Origin of the sequence: Pseudoalteromonas sp. NEC-BIFX-2020_015, assembly GCF_012952265.1 — a bacterium.
Lineage (GTDB): Bacteria > Pseudomonadota > Gammaproteobacteria > Enterobacterales > Alteromonadaceae > Pseudoalteromonas > Pseudoalteromonas neustonica.
This window is the reverse complement of sequence record NZ_JABCJL010000002.1, coordinates 161,146-175,602: the sequence shown is the minus strand read 5'-3', so window position 1 is coordinate 175,602 and position 14,457 is coordinate 161,146. Positions and strand designations below refer to the sequence as shown.

The 14,457-nt window shown below is 39.7% G+C and carries 13 protein-coding genes; 12 read left to right on the top strand and 1 reads right to left on the bottom strand.

All coding sequences use genetic code 11. The features are described from left to right. Positions 1-5: 5 nt before the first annotated feature. The 12 genes from HH219_RS02315 to HH219_RS02260 all read left to right on the top strand — a co-directional run bounded on the left by HH219_RS02315 (position 6) and on the right by HH219_RS02260 (position 13,971). Entirely contained in the window at positions 6-1,730 is a 1,725-nt protein-coding gene (locus HH219_RS02315; protein ID WP_169326510.1) for a sodium:solute symporter family protein, read from the top strand. Between the two features lie 272 nt (positions 1,731-2,002). Next, positions 2,003-2,215, top strand: coding sequence for a cold-shock protein (locus HH219_RS02310; protein ID WP_054204262.1), 213 nt, complete (start codon positions 2,003-2,005; stop codon positions 2,213-2,215). A 108-nt stretch (positions 2,216-2,323) separates the two neighbouring features. Then, positions 2,324-4,162: a DUF294 nucleotidyltransferase-like domain-containing protein gene (locus HH219_RS02305; RefSeq protein WP_054204377.1), complete on the top strand. Its 1,839-nt coding sequence runs from the start codon at positions 2,324-2,326 to the stop codon at positions 4,160-4,162. Between the two features lie 33 nt (positions 4,163-4,195). Further along, positions 4,196-4,819 carry a 3'-5' exonuclease gene (locus HH219_RS02300; RefSeq protein ID WP_054204261.1) on the top strand — a complete coding sequence of 208 codons (624 nt, stop codon included), beginning with the start codon at positions 4,196-4,198 and terminating at the stop codon, positions 4,817-4,819. A gap of 200 nt (positions 4,820-5,019) precedes the next feature. Further along, positions 5,020-5,280 (top strand): hypothetical protein, encoded by a 261-nt coding sequence (locus tag HH219_RS02295; protein ID WP_054204260.1) that lies wholly within the window; start codon positions 5,020-5,022, stop codon positions 5,278-5,280. Positions 5,281-5,439: 159 nt separating this feature from the next. After that, positions 5,440-6,456: an erythrose-4-phosphate dehydrogenase gene (gene epd, locus HH219_RS02290; protein WP_169326509.1), complete on the top strand. Its 1,017-nt coding sequence runs from the start codon at positions 5,440-5,442 to the stop codon at positions 6,454-6,456. Positions 6,457-6,511: 55 nt separating this feature from the next. Further along, positions 6,512-7,687: a phosphoglycerate kinase gene (locus tag HH219_RS02285; RefSeq protein ID WP_054204258.1), complete on the top strand. Its 1,176-nt coding sequence runs from the start codon at positions 6,512-6,514 to the stop codon at positions 7,685-7,687. A gap of 213 nt (positions 7,688-7,900) precedes the next feature. Beyond that, positions 7,901-8,965: a class II fructose-bisphosphate aldolase gene (gene fba, locus HH219_RS02280; protein ID WP_054204257.1), complete on the top strand. Its 1,065-nt coding sequence runs from the start codon at positions 7,901-7,903 to the stop codon at positions 8,963-8,965. 654 nt (positions 8,966-9,619) lie between these two features. Beyond that, a complete protein-coding gene (locus HH219_RS02275; protein WP_169326508.1) occupies positions 9,620-10,552 on the top strand; it encodes a porin in 933 nt (310 codons plus the stop codon). 279 nt (positions 10,553-10,831) lie between these two features. Beyond that, positions 10,832-11,521 carry a phosphate regulon transcriptional regulator PhoB gene (gene phoB / locus HH219_RS02270; protein ID WP_054204255.1) on the top strand — a complete coding sequence of 230 codons (690 nt, stop codon included), beginning with the start codon at positions 10,832-10,834 and terminating at the stop codon, positions 11,519-11,521. A gap of 70 nt (positions 11,522-11,591) precedes the next feature. Then, on the top strand, positions 11,592-12,911 hold the full coding sequence (gene phoR, locus HH219_RS02265) for a phosphate regulon sensor histidine kinase PhoR (RefSeq protein WP_169326507.1): 1,320 nt from the start codon (positions 11,592-11,594) through the stop codon (positions 12,909-12,911). 91 nt (positions 12,912-13,002) lie between these two features. After that, a complete protein-coding gene (locus HH219_RS02260; protein ID WP_054204253.1) occupies positions 13,003-13,971 on the top strand; it encodes a phosphate ABC transporter substrate-binding protein PstS family protein in 969 nt (322 codons plus the stop codon). Between the two features lie 243 nt (positions 13,972-14,214). Here HH219_RS02260 and HH219_RS02255 read toward each other — a convergent pair whose 3' ends face one another. After that, a complete protein-coding gene (locus HH219_RS02255; protein ID WP_054204252.1) occupies positions 14,215-14,454 on the bottom strand; it encodes a hypothetical protein in 240 nt (79 codons plus the stop codon). Positions 14,455-14,457 lie beyond the last annotated feature (3 nt).

The window sequence follows — 14,457 nt, the reverse complement described above, 5'->3', positions numbered from 1 at the left end:
AAGTAATGGATGTTCAAACACTCACGTTTATAATTGTCGGTTTAAGCTTCGCGCTTTATATCGGCATTGCAATTTGGGCCCGCGCAGGGTCAACAAAAGAATTTTATGTAGCAGGCGGCGGCGTACCACCACTTGCTAATGGCATGGCAACAGCGGCGGATTGGATGAGTGCAGCGTCATTTATCTCAATGGCCGGTATTATTTCTTTCGCCGGTTACGATGGCGGCGTTTACTTAATGGGTTGGACGGGTGGTTATGTACTACTTGCCATGTGTTTAGCACCTTATTTACGTAAATTCGGCAAATTTACTGTGCCAGACTTTATCGGTGACCGTTACTACTCACGCACAGCGCGCTTAGTGGCTATTTTATGTGCCATCTTTATTTGTTTTACCTATATAGCAGGCCAAATGCGCGGTGTAGGCGTGGTGTTCTCTCGCTTCTTAGAAGTTGAGATTGAAACGGGCGTATACATTGGTATGGTTATCGTATTCTTCTATGCCGTACTTGGCGGCATGAAAGGCATTACGTATACGCAAGTAGCACAGTATTGTGTATTGGTATTTGCTTACTTAGTACCAGCCATCTTTATCTCTATGATGATGACAGGTCACTTCTTCCCACAAACAGGGTTTGGTGCAACACTAATTGGTAGTGATGGTGTTTACGTACTTGATAAACTTGACGGCTTAAGTGCTGAGTTAGGTTTTGCACAGTATACTGAAGGCTCTAAGAGCATGATTGATGTATTTGCTATTACAGGTGCCTTAATGGTGGGTACTGCGGGTCTTCCACATGTCATTGTACGTTTTTTCACTGTGCCTCGTGTTAAAGATACGCGTATCTCTGCAGCATGGACTTTAGTATTCATTGCAATTGTTTATACAACAGCGCCAGCGGTTGCAGCATTTGCCCGCGTTAATATGGTTGATACGATTAACGGTAAAGACGGTGGCGGTACTGAATACGCAGAAGCACCGGCGTGGATCAAAAACTGGGAAAGAACAGGCCTAATTACCTTTAACGATAAAAATGGTGATGGAAAAATGTTCTACACAGCTGGTAAAATTGATGATCCAAACAGCGCTAACGAAGTTAATGTTGACCGCGACATCATGGTACTTGCTAACCCTGAAATTGCTAACTTACCAGCATGGGTTGTTGCATTAGTGGCTGCCGGTGGTATTGCTGCTGCATTATCGACAACAGCAGGTTTACTATTGGTTATTTCGACCTCCGTATCGCATGATTTGCTCAAGCGAACTTTAAAACCAGACATCAGCGATAAACAAGAGTTACTCGCAGCGAGGTTGGCGGCTATGATCGCGATTGTAATATCCGCTTACTTTGGTATTAATCCGCCTGGATTTGTGGCGTCGGTGGTCGCATTTGCATTCGGCTTAGCTGCAGCAAGTTTCTTCCCGGCAATCATCATGGGTATTTTCTCTAAGAAGATGAATAAAGAAGGCGCTGTATTAGGCATGATCACAGGTATTACCTTTACCGCTGCTTATATCATCTTCTTTAAGTTCATCAGCCCAGAGCTTAATAGCCCAGAGCATTGGTTCTTAGGTATTTCACCGGAAGGTATTGGTTTAGTCGGTATGATCATTAACTTCTCAGTTGCTGCAATCGTTCTTAAATTTACAGCACAGACGCCGCTTGAAATTCAAGAAATGGTTGAAAGTATTCGTAACCCGAAAGGCTCTAGTGAAGCACACGATCACTAATAATTTACTTTATTAATGAGTATATTGATATACCCAAAAGCCCGACTTAAATCGGGCTTTTTATATTAAGGGGAATGCATGTGTTTACAATATACGTGTACCTGTTAATATCATATTTACATTTCACTGTTGGTACTGTTACCGGGACGTAAAGTCAGATAAATATTAAATTTATTATTTTCAGTACCGCATTCGTTAATTAATACTCAGGATATTGGGTAAAAAACGATATACAGCGTCAATTTTATTAATCAAATATAAAGGAATACAGCATGTCTAGCTCAACAACTGGGGTAGTAAAGTGGTTTAATGAAGAGAAAGGTTTTGGTTTTATTACTCAGGATAATGGCGGCGCTGATGTGTTTGTTCATTTTCGTGCTATTGCATCTGAAGGTTTCAAAACCTTAGCTGAAGGCCAAAAAGTGTCTTACGAAGTTGAGCAAGGTCAAAAAGGCCCGCAGGCATCTAACGTTTGTGCAATATAATCTTAATGTCTTTATTTGTTAGATGAAAAAGCCCGACTTAAGTCGGGCTTTTTATTTACTTCTGATAGCAGTACAGTAGTTATACGATTGTTTTTTGCGAGTACGGCTATGAATCATGAGCAACAGGAAGTCGCCCAATTTGTAATGGCGCAAACACCCTTTAATCATCTAGATGCATCGGTAACAGAATATTTTGTAAAGCACCTTGATGTGATTTACCTGACCCGTGAAAACCAATCGCAATGGTTACAGTCAGCGTCCCCTAAGTTATTTTTAATTCGTTCGGGCTTATATGATTTAGTTGATGCTAAAGGAGATGTGATCACTCGCTTAGCACAAGGCGATTATTTTGGTTTTCCTTCACTATTAACAGGGGAGGAGATTAAAAATCGCTTGGCAGTGCAAAAAGAGGGCATTGTTTATATGCTCAATCAAGACGCCTTTGATTACCTACGCCGCGAATATAAACCCTTTGAGCAGTATTTTGTGCGCGCACATGCGAATCGTTTGTTGTCATCGCATTATAAAAGTCAAAATGAGAGTTGGTCTGAGCGTAAAATTTCTGAACTAATGTCGCGCAAGGCGGTTACTTTAGCGCCTGATGCGAGCATTCGCCAAACAGCTAAAAAAATGAAAAAACATGGTGTGTCATCAATCATGATCACTGAGTTTGAACGCTTAGTTGGCGTGGTAACGGATCGTGATTTGCGTAATCGTGTGCTAGCTGATGAGGTTGATCCAAAAGATGCCGTTAGCTCAATTATGAGCGCCAAACCGAAGTTTATTTTTGAGAATAATCGGGTGTTTTCGGCACTGCATTTAATGCTTAAACATAATATTCACCATTTACCAGTACTTGATGAACATCATAAAGCATTGGGGATGATCACCAGCACCGATTTATTACGTCAGCAAAAAAGTGATCCAGTACAACTGATTGGCCGCATTTATAAAGCGCACAGTGTGGCAGATCTAAAGCGCTACGCCGCTGAAGTACCAGAGTTGCTGCGTGGATTTTCTAATAACATTGACGACATCTCATTGATTGGCAAATTACTAAGTGGTTTAACTGACGCACTCACTTCTCGTTTAATTCACTTATTTCAAGAAGACAATGGTGCAGCACCAACCAGTTTTAGTTTTATTTGTTTTGGCTCCCAAGCACGCGAAGAGCAAACGTTGCATTCAGATCAAGACAACGGCTTATTATTACCCAATGATTTAAGTGCCCAGCATCAAGATTACTTTCGCCGTATGGGGGAGTTTGTGTGCGAGCAATTAGTGGAGTGCGGTATTAAACGTTGCCCAGGAAATATTATGGCTAGCAATGAATTATGCCGTATGAGTATTTCTAATTGGTGTGAGCGTTTTTTCAAGTGGATTAAAACCCCAACACCTGAGGCGATGCTTAACTGTAAAATATTTTTTGATTTACGCTTTATTGAAGGCTCAACGGCGCTTTATGCCTCGTTTTGCGAGCAGCTGACGCGCATATCACGCAATGAATTGTTTTATGCCGCGATGGCGACGGATATCAAATCTAATTCAGTACCAATCGGTTTGTTTAATCAATTTAAACTCGAAAAAGACGCTAAACAACATAAGTACATTGATTTGAAAAAACGCGGCGTGGTGATTATTAATGACATAGTGCGTTTATATTCATTAAAAGCAGGTATTCGCCGTGCAAATACCCAAGAGCGTTTAGATGCGTTACTTAAACATACATTATTGAGTAATCACGATGTGTATAACCTTAAAGATTGCTGGCGATTTTTAACGCAACTTCGCTTACGCACACAAATTAATGAAGAGGGTTTGCCGAGTAATTGTATTAACCCAGATAAGCTAAATTCGTTGGAGCGTCACCAACTCAAAGAGGCGTTTTACTTGGTGAAGCAGGCGCAGCAAGCGGCGGCATTTAAATTTGCGCGAGGAAGTTTATAAATGCAATTTATAATAAGTAGGATCAAAAGCTAAGTGGTTAAACGTTGGTTAAATCGCTATTTGAAACGTAAACAGTTGCTTGCACAGGCTGCACTTGAGCAACGTTTTATTGTAATTGATTTAGAGTTAACGGGGCTTGATCCTAAACAACATGAAATCGTCTCGGTTGCGTGGGTAATGCTCGAGCAGCAATGTATTAAGCTAAGTCAAGCAGAGCATCATATTAATAAAGGTGTAAAGCAGTTAGATCAAAGTCCTGTTTATCACGGTATTGCACAGCAAGATATCGCTAAAGGACTGAGCTTAAAAATGATTTTGACTCAGCTAAGTGCACATTTTGAAGATGCTATTTTAGTGTTTCATAATTCCACGCTCGATTGGGGGTTTTTAAAGCTCGCATATGCTGAGTTGGGTATAACGGTGCAACCAAAGTTAATTCTAGACACTTTTCAGATCGAAAAAAAACGCTTACATCAACAAGGTCACGATATTGCTTTGGATGAATTAACCTTAAGTGCCTGTAGGGAGCGTTATGAGTTACCCCATTACACCTGTCATCATGCATTGACTGACGCTATGGCAACCGCCGAATTATTGTTAGCGCAGTGTCATCAGATTAGTCGTGGGCAGGTATTAAAATTAAGAGAATTGTTATAAATTAATCCCTTAGTCAGCAAGCATACAGTTTACTGGATTAGGTATGTTTACATTAGATGAATAGCTGGTAAATATGTGTTCAAACAAGGCTTTAAGTACTAATTTAAAAGTGTAAAAATCAGGCTTTGTTAGTGCGGTTATTCGGTTTTAAGTTTGCTATTGTAGCGCGCTGTAATTCAATCTGTTGTTAGGTTTATCCTATGAAAAATAATTTAGTGCCCTCTTTAGTTGGTGTGTTAGTCAGTTTATTTGCCGTTTGGTGGTTACACGGTTTTTTGTTGGTGGATCGTTGTTTAGACAGCGGTGGCGCGATTGATCATAAAACCAACTTATGTATGGGTGAAAATGAGCAAGTAATAGAGCTGGCAACGTCATCAGGTATGTTAGTGATTTATTGTATTGTGATTATGTTTGTTTCTTTATTAACAGGTAGTTTGGTACGCAAGCTATTTAAGCGTTAAATAATTTAGCTTTCCTAGAAAATCGGGCTAGCCATAGCAGGTTAATTTTAAATTTCTGCTGTTAGCCTCTTATATTCAAAGTCTAGGTCGATTACAATACCGCCATCAAAAAGGCAGGTTGCCTTTATCTGCACGCAACTAGAGTGGATTTTCTATCTAATGGCAATCAAACTTGCAATAAATGGTTTTGGTCGGATTGGACGAAATATTGTCCGTGCCCTTTATGAATTAGGGCTTAGCGATGAGATCAAAATTGTTGCAATCAATGAGCTCGCAGATCCCCACGGGATTGCTCATCTTCTTAAATATGATACATCGCACGGGCGTTTTACGTTTCCTGTTATTTTAGGGGAAGATTCGCTGGCGGTTGCTGGCGATACCATATCGTTATTTGCTGAGCAAAACCCAAGTGAATTACCTTGGCAATTACTTGATGTTGACGTTGTACTTGAATGTACTGGGGTTTATCACTCTCGAGAGCATGCCCAATTGCACTTAAATGCAGGCGCAAAAAAAGTATTATTTTCACAGCCTGCAGACGCAGACGTTGATGCAACTATTGTTTATGGCATTAATGATGATGAACTTAAAGCTGAGCATACAATTGTCTCAAATGGTTCATGTACCACAAATTGTATTGTACCAGTTATTAAGGTACTTGATGATGCGTTTGGTATAGAGTCAGGCGCTATCACGACTATTCATGCATCGATGAACGACCAACAAGTGATTGATGCGTACCATCACGATTTACGCCGTACTCGCGCTGCGAGCCAGTCAATTATTCCAGTTGATACTAAACTTGCCCGTGGTATTGAACGCATATTACCTAAATTTCATGGCCGCTTTGAAGCCATTGCAGTGCGCGTTCCTACAATTAATGTAACGGCGATGGATTTAAGTGTAACGGTCAACGCAGATGTCGACTTACAAGCTGTAAATAAAGCATTAAAAGCAGCGGCAAAGGATCGACTCGAGGGGATTTTAAGTTATACCGAAGAGCCATTGGTATCGGTGGATTTTAATCATGATCCGCATTCTTGTATTATAGATGGCACACAGACACGCGTTAGTCATAAACGCCTGATAAAATTATTAGTCTGGTGTGACAATGAGTGGGGGTTTGCCAATCGTATGCTCGACACTGCGCGTACAATGATGGCAATAAGTAACTAATTTATAATTATAAATCGTATTTTTTCAGCCAGTATCGTTAACTAAGGAGAAGTCCATGTCGGTCATAAATATGGCGGATTTAGATTTACACGGCAAACGTGTGTTAATTCGTGAAGATTTAAATGTACCAGTAAAAGCAGGTAAAGTGACCTCAGATGCGCGTATTCGTGCAGCACTACCGAGCATTAAATTAGCCCTTGAAAAAGGCGCTAAAGTGATGGTTATGTCACACCTAGGCCGCCCTACGGAAGGGGAACATGATGAAGCGTTTTCATTAGCACCAGTTGTTGATTATCTTAATGAAGCACTAGAACAAAACGTGCGTCTTGAAAAAGATTATCTAAATGGTGTTGAAATTGCTGATAACGAAGTCATCGTTTTTGAAAATGTACGCTTTAATAAAGGCGAAGGCAAAAATGACGAAGTACTTTCTAAAAAGTTAGCGGCGTTATGTGATGTATATGTTATGGATGCATTTGGTACGGCTCACCGTGCTCAAGCGTCTACCCATGGCGTTGGTTTATTCGCAGATGTGGCCTGTGCAGGTCCATTATTAGCGGCTGAATTAGATGCATTAGGCAAAGCGCTTGATAATCCAGCTCGTCCACTTGTAGCAATTGTTGGTGGATCTAAAGTATCAACTAAATTAACGGTACTTGATTCACTGTCCACCATTGTTGACCAATTGGTTACTGGTGGTGGTATTGCTAATACTTTTATTGCAGCAGCAGGTTACCCAGTTGGTAAATCATTATATGAAGCTGACTTAATTGACGAAGCAAATAAATTAAGTGCAGCAGCAAAAAGTAATAATGGTGAAATACCTGTACCTACTGATGTCGTTGTTGGTAATGAATTTTCAGAGTCTGCGGTTGCAACATTAAAAGATGTTAGCGAAGTAACTGACACCGATATGATTTTTGATATTGGCCCTGATACGGCTAATAAACTTGCAAAAATTATTGCTAATGCAGGTACCGTGGTGTGGAATGGCCCAGTTGGTGTATTTGAATTTGATCAATTTGGTAACGGTACACGTGCAATTGCTCAAGCGATTGCTAACTCAAATGCATTTTCTATTGCTGGTGGCGGTGATACGTTAGCGGCGATTGATAAATATGGTATTGGCGATAAAATTTCGTATATTTCAACCGGTGGCGGTGCTTTCCTTGAGTTTTTAGAAGGGAAAAAATTACCAGCAGTTGCTATGCTAGAAGAGCGTGCTAAGTAAAATTAGTCACGGGCCAGTGTATTAACTTAGGTTTGTACACTGGCGATGATCAGATATTAAATACCTCTCACCCTAATTTAATAGCTGATTTGTATAACGGTAATTTTGGCTAAGCCTTGCTTATCGTGATGTATTGATTGCATCAAATTAAACTATCCCGTTCGAACTAGGTAGTAGTGTATGCACTGCTATCGACAATTTGGAGAATACCCAATGGCTTTAATCAGTATGCGACAACTTCTTGACCATGCAGCTGAACACGGTTACGGCGTGCCTGCTTTTAACGTTAATAACCAAGAGCAAATCCGCGCAATTATGATGGCGGCTGATAAAACAAACAGCCCTGTAATTGTTCAAGGTTCAGCAGGCGCACGTGCCTATGCTGGGGCACCTTTTATTCGTCATATGATTTTAGCTGCCATTGAAGAGTGGCCACATATCCCAGTCGTCATGCACCAAGATCACGGTACTTCACCAGGCGTTTGCCAACGTTCAATTCAATTAGGTTTTTCATCAGTAATGATGGATGGCTCATTAATGAGTGATGGCAAAACACCATCATCATATGAGTACAATGTTGATGTAACACGTAAAACAGTTGAACTAGCGCATTCATGTGGTGTGTCAGTTGAAGGCGAGCTAGGTGTATTAGGTTCACTTGAAACAGGTGAAGCGGGCGAAGAAGACGGTGTTGGCGCTGAAGGTAAACTGACCACAGAGCAAATGCTAACAGATCCTGAAGAAGCTGCTGACTTTGTAAGTAAAACGCACGTCGATGCACTTGCAATTGCTTGCGGTACATCGCATGGTGCATACAAATTCACTCGCCCACCAACGGATGATATTTTAGCGATTGATCGTATTAAAGCGATCCACGCACGTATCCCTAATACTCACTTGGTTATGCATGGTTCGTCGTCTGTTCCACAAGAATGGCTTGAGATCATCAACCAGTACGGTGGCGAAATCCCTGAAACATATGGTGTGCCAGTTGAGCAAATCATTGAAGGTATTAAGTTTGGTGTTCGTAAAGTGAATATTGATACCGATTTACGTTTAGCATCAACAGGTGCGATTCGTCGCCACCTTGCACTTAATCCAGCCAATTTTGATCCTCGCAAATATTTAGCTGAAGCGACCAAAGCAATGACAGATATTTGTATTGCACGTTATGAGTCGTTTGGCACTGCAGGGCAAGCTGATAAGATCAAACCAATTTCACTTGATGAAATGCACCTTAAGTATTTAACGGGTGAGTTAGATCCACAAATAAAGTAATGTAATTATTAAGTTAAAATTACATTAGCCAGTGAGGGAAGCCTCACTGGCTTTTTTGTGGCTGATCATTGGGGATCGATTTTTTACTAACTAATAAAGTAGGGATCATTCATTTACTAACTTTAGTTGTTTGGGATCAGATCTTTACTAAGGAGTTAAAGAATAATGGGCGTTTCGCTTATAAAACAATCTAATTGAAGATGTGTAGTACTAATTATCAACAACTTATGAAATGTCATTGGTAAAAATACGATCTCAGATCGTAATGTGTAGGTAAAATAATGATCCCAACCCGTTTATTACAGATCTAGTTGGGTGTAAATGATCCATTCATTTGACCAGTAAGCATTTATAGACGACTTTTATACCCAAGCCACCTCAATATACAGAATTCAGCGTTCCACAGGGGCTTAATATCAAGGCGTTACTTTGCAATAATGGTCGTCCCTTTTAAAAGTAACAACGTAGAGAGTAAGCCCCTGTGAAACGCCCAACGGGTTGGTTTAAAAGCGATTTATACTGCGTTATTGATTTTAACAAGGGAGCAACCATTATTTGCAATCAATGCCTTGCCTAAATCGCTTTTAACTCCAACTGAAACTCGCATCTTGAGGTGGCTTGGGTATACATAAGTGAATTTTAAGGGATCCAATTATGGCTCTATGCTTTTTACGACTTTTTTGTATTATTACGGTGATATTTTCATCATGCATATTGGCAGAGCCAATTAAAATCTATGGTCGAGCTCATTTAGGTTTATTAAATAGCGATATAGGGCAAGGTAATGAAACCTCTATAGAAAATTATTCATCCCGACTTGGTGTAAAAGGCTATACACAAATAGGCAAAAGTTTAGAGGCCATTTATAAATTTGAGTTTGCTGTAAATATTGATAATAATGCGGATACCCTAACGTCTCGAAATCAATATGTGGGGCTTAAAGGTAACTTTGGACAAGTTGTAATAGGTCGTCATGATACTGCACTAAAAGTATCACAGGGTAAATTAGATGTAATGAATGATTTTAGCGGTGATCTAAAGTCATTCTTTAATGGCGATAACCGCCTAGGTGATGTGATGCATTATAGTTCACCGAAGTTAGGTGAATTGCAGTTGATTGTTACCTATGTTGCAGATAAAAACGAAAAGCAAAATGATGAGACAGGGGTATCGATAGCCGCTGTTTATGGCGACAGTAAGCTCAAGAAAACAACATATTATGTAAGTGTCGCGCATGACAGTAAAGTCGCAGGATATGACATTAGCAGAGCAACAGTGCAGGGAAAAGTAGGCCCATTAGTGCTTGGTGCTATGTATCAAGAGGCTAAAAATATTGATACAGATATTAGTGCAGAAGGTTACTTAGTCAGTGCGTCTTATAAAATAGATAAATATAAATTATTAGCTCAGTATCAAGATAATGACGGTATATTTGGAAAATTAAAAGATTCGGGTACTGGTGCTTCCGTTGGTATCGAACGTAGTGTGTCTAAGAAAATACGTATGTATATGTGGTATACGCAGTTTTCGTTAGATGGCAAAAATAACCAAGATCACTTAGCGCTAACATTAAGGTATGATTTTTAAATTTATAGTTTTGCTGTGATTTAACAATAAAATTAGACCAATAATGGCCGACTAAAAAGCGATTTTACAGTAGTCGGTCCATATAATAAAAATAGGAATATAGTTACGGGCTTTATAATTTTTTAGGAAATATAAGGATATCCAATTAATTTGGACCTAATATAGGATAAATAGTGTTTTTTTTGCCCCCATTTCGATTTACACGTTACACTTTCATAAAAATGTCATACTTAGTCATAATAATGAAAACTAGTTCGATAACGAAAGAGATAAATTGGAATGTCACGTAAAGTACTTGTCGTCGATGACGAAGCACCCATCAGAGAGATGTTGGTTTTTGTATTAGAACAAAATGGTTTTCAAGCAATTGAAGCAGAAGATTATGATTCGGCTATTGCAGCTATGGTTGAACCTTATCCAGATATGGTATTACTGGATTGGATGTTACCAGGCGGTAGTGGAATTCAAATTGCTAAAAAATTCAAACAAAGCGAATATACCCGCCAAATCCCGATCATTATGCTCACAGCGCGCGGTGAAGAAGAAGACAAAGTACGCGGTCTTGAAGTGGGGGCAGATGATTATGTTACCAAACCATTTTCGCCAAAAGAGTTAATGGCACGTATTAAAGCGGTTATTCGTCGTGTATCGCCTACCTCATTAGAAGAGGCCATAGAAGTGCATGGTTTACGTCTAGACCCTATCTCGCATCGTGTAACCTCAGAAGGTAGTGAACTTGACATGGGACCGACCGAGTTCCGCTTACTACATTTTTTTATGACTCATCCAGAGCGTGTCTATAGCCGAGAGCAATTATTAGATAATGTATGGGGGACTAATGTCTATGTTGAAGATAGAACGGTAGACGTGCATATTCGTCGCCTGCGCAAAGCTATCGCACCGCTTGGACATGATCGTTTAGTACAAACTGTACGTGGTGCAGGTTATCGTTTTTCTAGTAAATTGTAAGTGTCACACAGATGACCTAGCGAATGTTAACATTGGCTTAAATTTACTTACTCTAAGGTAAAGTGAGTGTATGTATCGAGTTGTCAATAAACAGGCGTTAGCTAAACGTCTGTTTATCTATTTTCTACCTTTATTATTAATTGGCGTGCTTATTGGTGCGCCATTTTTGCTTTTATTTTTAGGCTCTTTTTCATTACTGATTTGGCATTATCATCAATTATATCGACTGAGTGATTGGCTATTGAATCAACATAGTTTTAATCCGCCCGAGGGGGAAGGTGCATGGGAGCAAGTATTTGAAGGGATTTACCATCTTCAACATCGTAATCGTAAAAAACGAAATGAGTTGGCTGATTTAATTCGTCGTTTTCGTGATGGTGCAGAAGCAGTCCCCGATGCTGTAATCGTATTACAACGTGACCTAAGCATTGTGTGGTGTAATCAATTAGCACTTAAAGTACTTGGTTTACAGTGGCCGACAGATCATGGTCAGCGATTAGATAACCTTGTTCGCGATCCTAAGTTTGTAAAATATATGCATGCTGAGTCGTTTGATGAAGCGTTGGAATTAGAAAGTGGTCACAGCGTTGAGCAAGTTTTAGAATTTAGGGTGATGCCTTACGCCAGCTCGCAGTTAATGGTTGTTGTGCGTGACGTTACTCGCTTGAAGCAACTTGAGCAAATGCGCAAAGATTTTGTCGCGAATGTATCCCACGAACTGAGAACGCCTTTAACCGTTGTATCTGGTTATTTAGAAATGTTTGATGGCGATATGATGCCGCCGCCGGCAATGTGGTGTAAAGCGCAAAATACCATGCTTGAACAATGTAAGCGCATGGATAGTTTAGTCAATCAGCTATTGTCTTTATCACGAATTGAAGGCGCCAGACGCCAAGATAACGATAAGCCAATTAATGTGCCACAGTTACTCACTTATATCCAAACAGAGGCACAGTCACTTAATCAAGATAAAGAGCATGAATTAATTTTTGATATAGATACTAACCTTGATATTAAAGGTTCAGAAGAAGAGCTTCGCAGCGCGTTCTCAAATTTGGTATTTAATGCTATTCATTACACTAAAGCTGGCGGGAAAGTTACAGTTAGTTGGCAGTACACAGAAAACCAAGCCCATTTTTCTGTAATTGATAATGGTGATGGTATTGCCCCAGAGCATATTAACCGTTTAACCGAGCGTTTTTATCGGGTTGATAAAGCACGTAGCCGCACTACCGGAGGATCTGGTTTAGGTTTAGCGATCACTAAACATGTATTAACACGTCATGATAGCCAATTGAAAATTAAGAGTAAATTAGGCGAGGGGTCGTGCTTTTCATTTTCCTTTAATAAGGATAAAACGGTTTTATTAGCCAATTTAGATAAGTCATAAAATTGTCATTTTAGAGTAATCTAACTGTCATGTGATGTCTTTACAGTAGAGCACAGTTAGAAAATGGGACGAACAAATCGGAGTAACCCCTATGAAATTTAAAAATTTAGTTGCCGCAATGGGTGTGGCTGTAACAACTTTTGTATCTGCACAAGCTATGGCTGTAGATTCAAGTATTCCTGAGTATCAAAAAACCAGTGGTATTTCAGGTAACTTTTCATCTGTGGGCTCTGATACACTTGCCAACATGATGACTTTTTGGGCAGAAGAATACAAACGTATCTACCCAAATGTAAACATTCAGATTCAAGCTGCGGGTTCTTCAACTGCGCCACCAGCCTTGACTGAAGGAACCGCAAACTTTGGCCCAATGAGCCGAAAAATGAAGTCAAAAGAAATCGAAGCGTTTGAAAAACGCTACGGTTATAAACCAACAGAAGTACGCGTTGCTATCGACGCATTGGCAGTCTTTGTTCATAAAGATAATCCAATTGAAGGTTTACGTATTGATCAAGTAGATGCAATCTTCTCTTCAACACGTAAATGTGGCGCAAGTTCACAAGTAAATCGTTGGAGTGACGTGGGTCTTGTTGGTGATTGGGCTGCTAAAGATATCCAACTTTACGGACGTAATTCAGTATCGGGTACTTACGGTTACTTTAAAAAGAAAGCATTGTGTAAAGGCGATTTCCGCAACAATGTAAATGAGCAACCAGGTTCTGCATCTGTTGTACAGTCAATTTCGTCATCAGTAAATGCAATTGGTTACTCAGGTATCGGTTATAAAACATCTGGTGTACGTACTGTACCACTGGCGAAGAAAGGCGATAACTTTGTTGATGCAACACTTGAGAATGTAGCAACAGGTAAGTATCCGCTGTCTCGTTTCTTATATGTTTATGTGAACAAGCATCCGAATAAGCCACTTGCTCCTATTGAAGCTGAGTTCTTAAAAATGGTGTTATCACAAGATGGTCAAAAAATTGTAGAGAAAGATGGTTATGTGCCACTTTCTGGAAAAATGGCGATGAGCGAGCTTAAAAAGCTAGGTCTTCTTTAAGCCCTAAAACATAAAAGTTAATAAAAAACCGCGTAATGTACATTGCGCGGTTTTTTTATATTGAAAAATAGATAATACCAATCGTGTTAAGTTACAGACTACTTATAGCGACAGGTAAATACAGTGATAACAAGGCAGAAATTTTGACATGTAGTTGTTACTACTTGAAAAATTACTAACGCTGTTAGCGCTTTATTTAGCCCGCTAGAATGGTTAAATATTTAAGTCGATTGGTATAATTGGTTATCTAACATTTCCCAACGCTTCTGCGTTTGTCTTGCATTGGTTATACGCTTCAATGCATTTTGTGCTGCAGACTTTATGAACTAAGCCTTCGCCTGTACTTTGTTGCTCACAATTGACTTCGCATTGATAGTTTTGCTGGGCACATTGTTGCATTTCGGGATTCTCAATTTGGTTTTGGCAACCAGAAAAAAGAGTAACGAACACAGCAACGCTTGATAACTTTATTAATGAATTCATTCT

Coding starts and splice junctions, on each gene's coding strand:
- HH219_RS02305 (WP_054204377.1), top strand. CDS start 2,324: ATGAATCATGAGCAACAGGAAGTCGCCCAATTTGTAATGGCGCAAACA.
- HH219_RS02315 (WP_169326510.1), top strand. CDS start 6: ATGGATGTTCAAACACTCACGTTTATAATTGTCGGTTTAAGCTTCGCG.
- phoB (WP_054204255.1), top strand. CDS start 10,832: ATGTCACGTAAAGTACTTGTCGTCGATGACGAAGCACCCATCAGAGAG.
- epd (WP_169326509.1), top strand. CDS start 5,440: ATGGCAATCAAACTTGCAATAAATGGTTTTGGTCGGATTGGACGAAAT.
- HH219_RS02285 (WP_054204258.1), top strand. CDS start 6,512: ATGTCGGTCATAAATATGGCGGATTTAGATTTACACGGCAAACGTGTG.
- HH219_RS02310 (WP_054204262.1), top strand. CDS start 2,003: ATGTCTAGCTCAACAACTGGGGTAGTAAAGTGGTTTAATGAAGAGAAA.
- HH219_RS02275 (WP_169326508.1), top strand. CDS start 9,620: ATGGCTCTATGCTTTTTACGACTTTTTTGTATTATTACGGTGATATTT.
- phoR (WP_169326507.1), top strand. CDS start 11,592: ATGTATCGAGTTGTCAATAAACAGGCGTTAGCTAAACGTCTGTTTATC.
- HH219_RS02295 (WP_054204260.1), top strand. CDS start 5,020: ATGAAAAATAATTTAGTGCCCTCTTTAGTTGGTGTGTTAGTCAGTTTA.
- fba (WP_054204257.1), top strand. CDS start 7,901: ATGGCTTTAATCAGTATGCGACAACTTCTTGACCATGCAGCTGAACAC.
- HH219_RS02260 (WP_054204253.1), top strand. CDS start 13,003: ATGAAATTTAAAAATTTAGTTGCCGCAATGGGTGTGGCTGTAACAACT.
- HH219_RS02255 (WP_054204252.1), bottom strand. CDS start 14,454: ATGAATTCATTAATAAAGTTATCAAGCGTTGCTGTGTTCGTTACTCTT.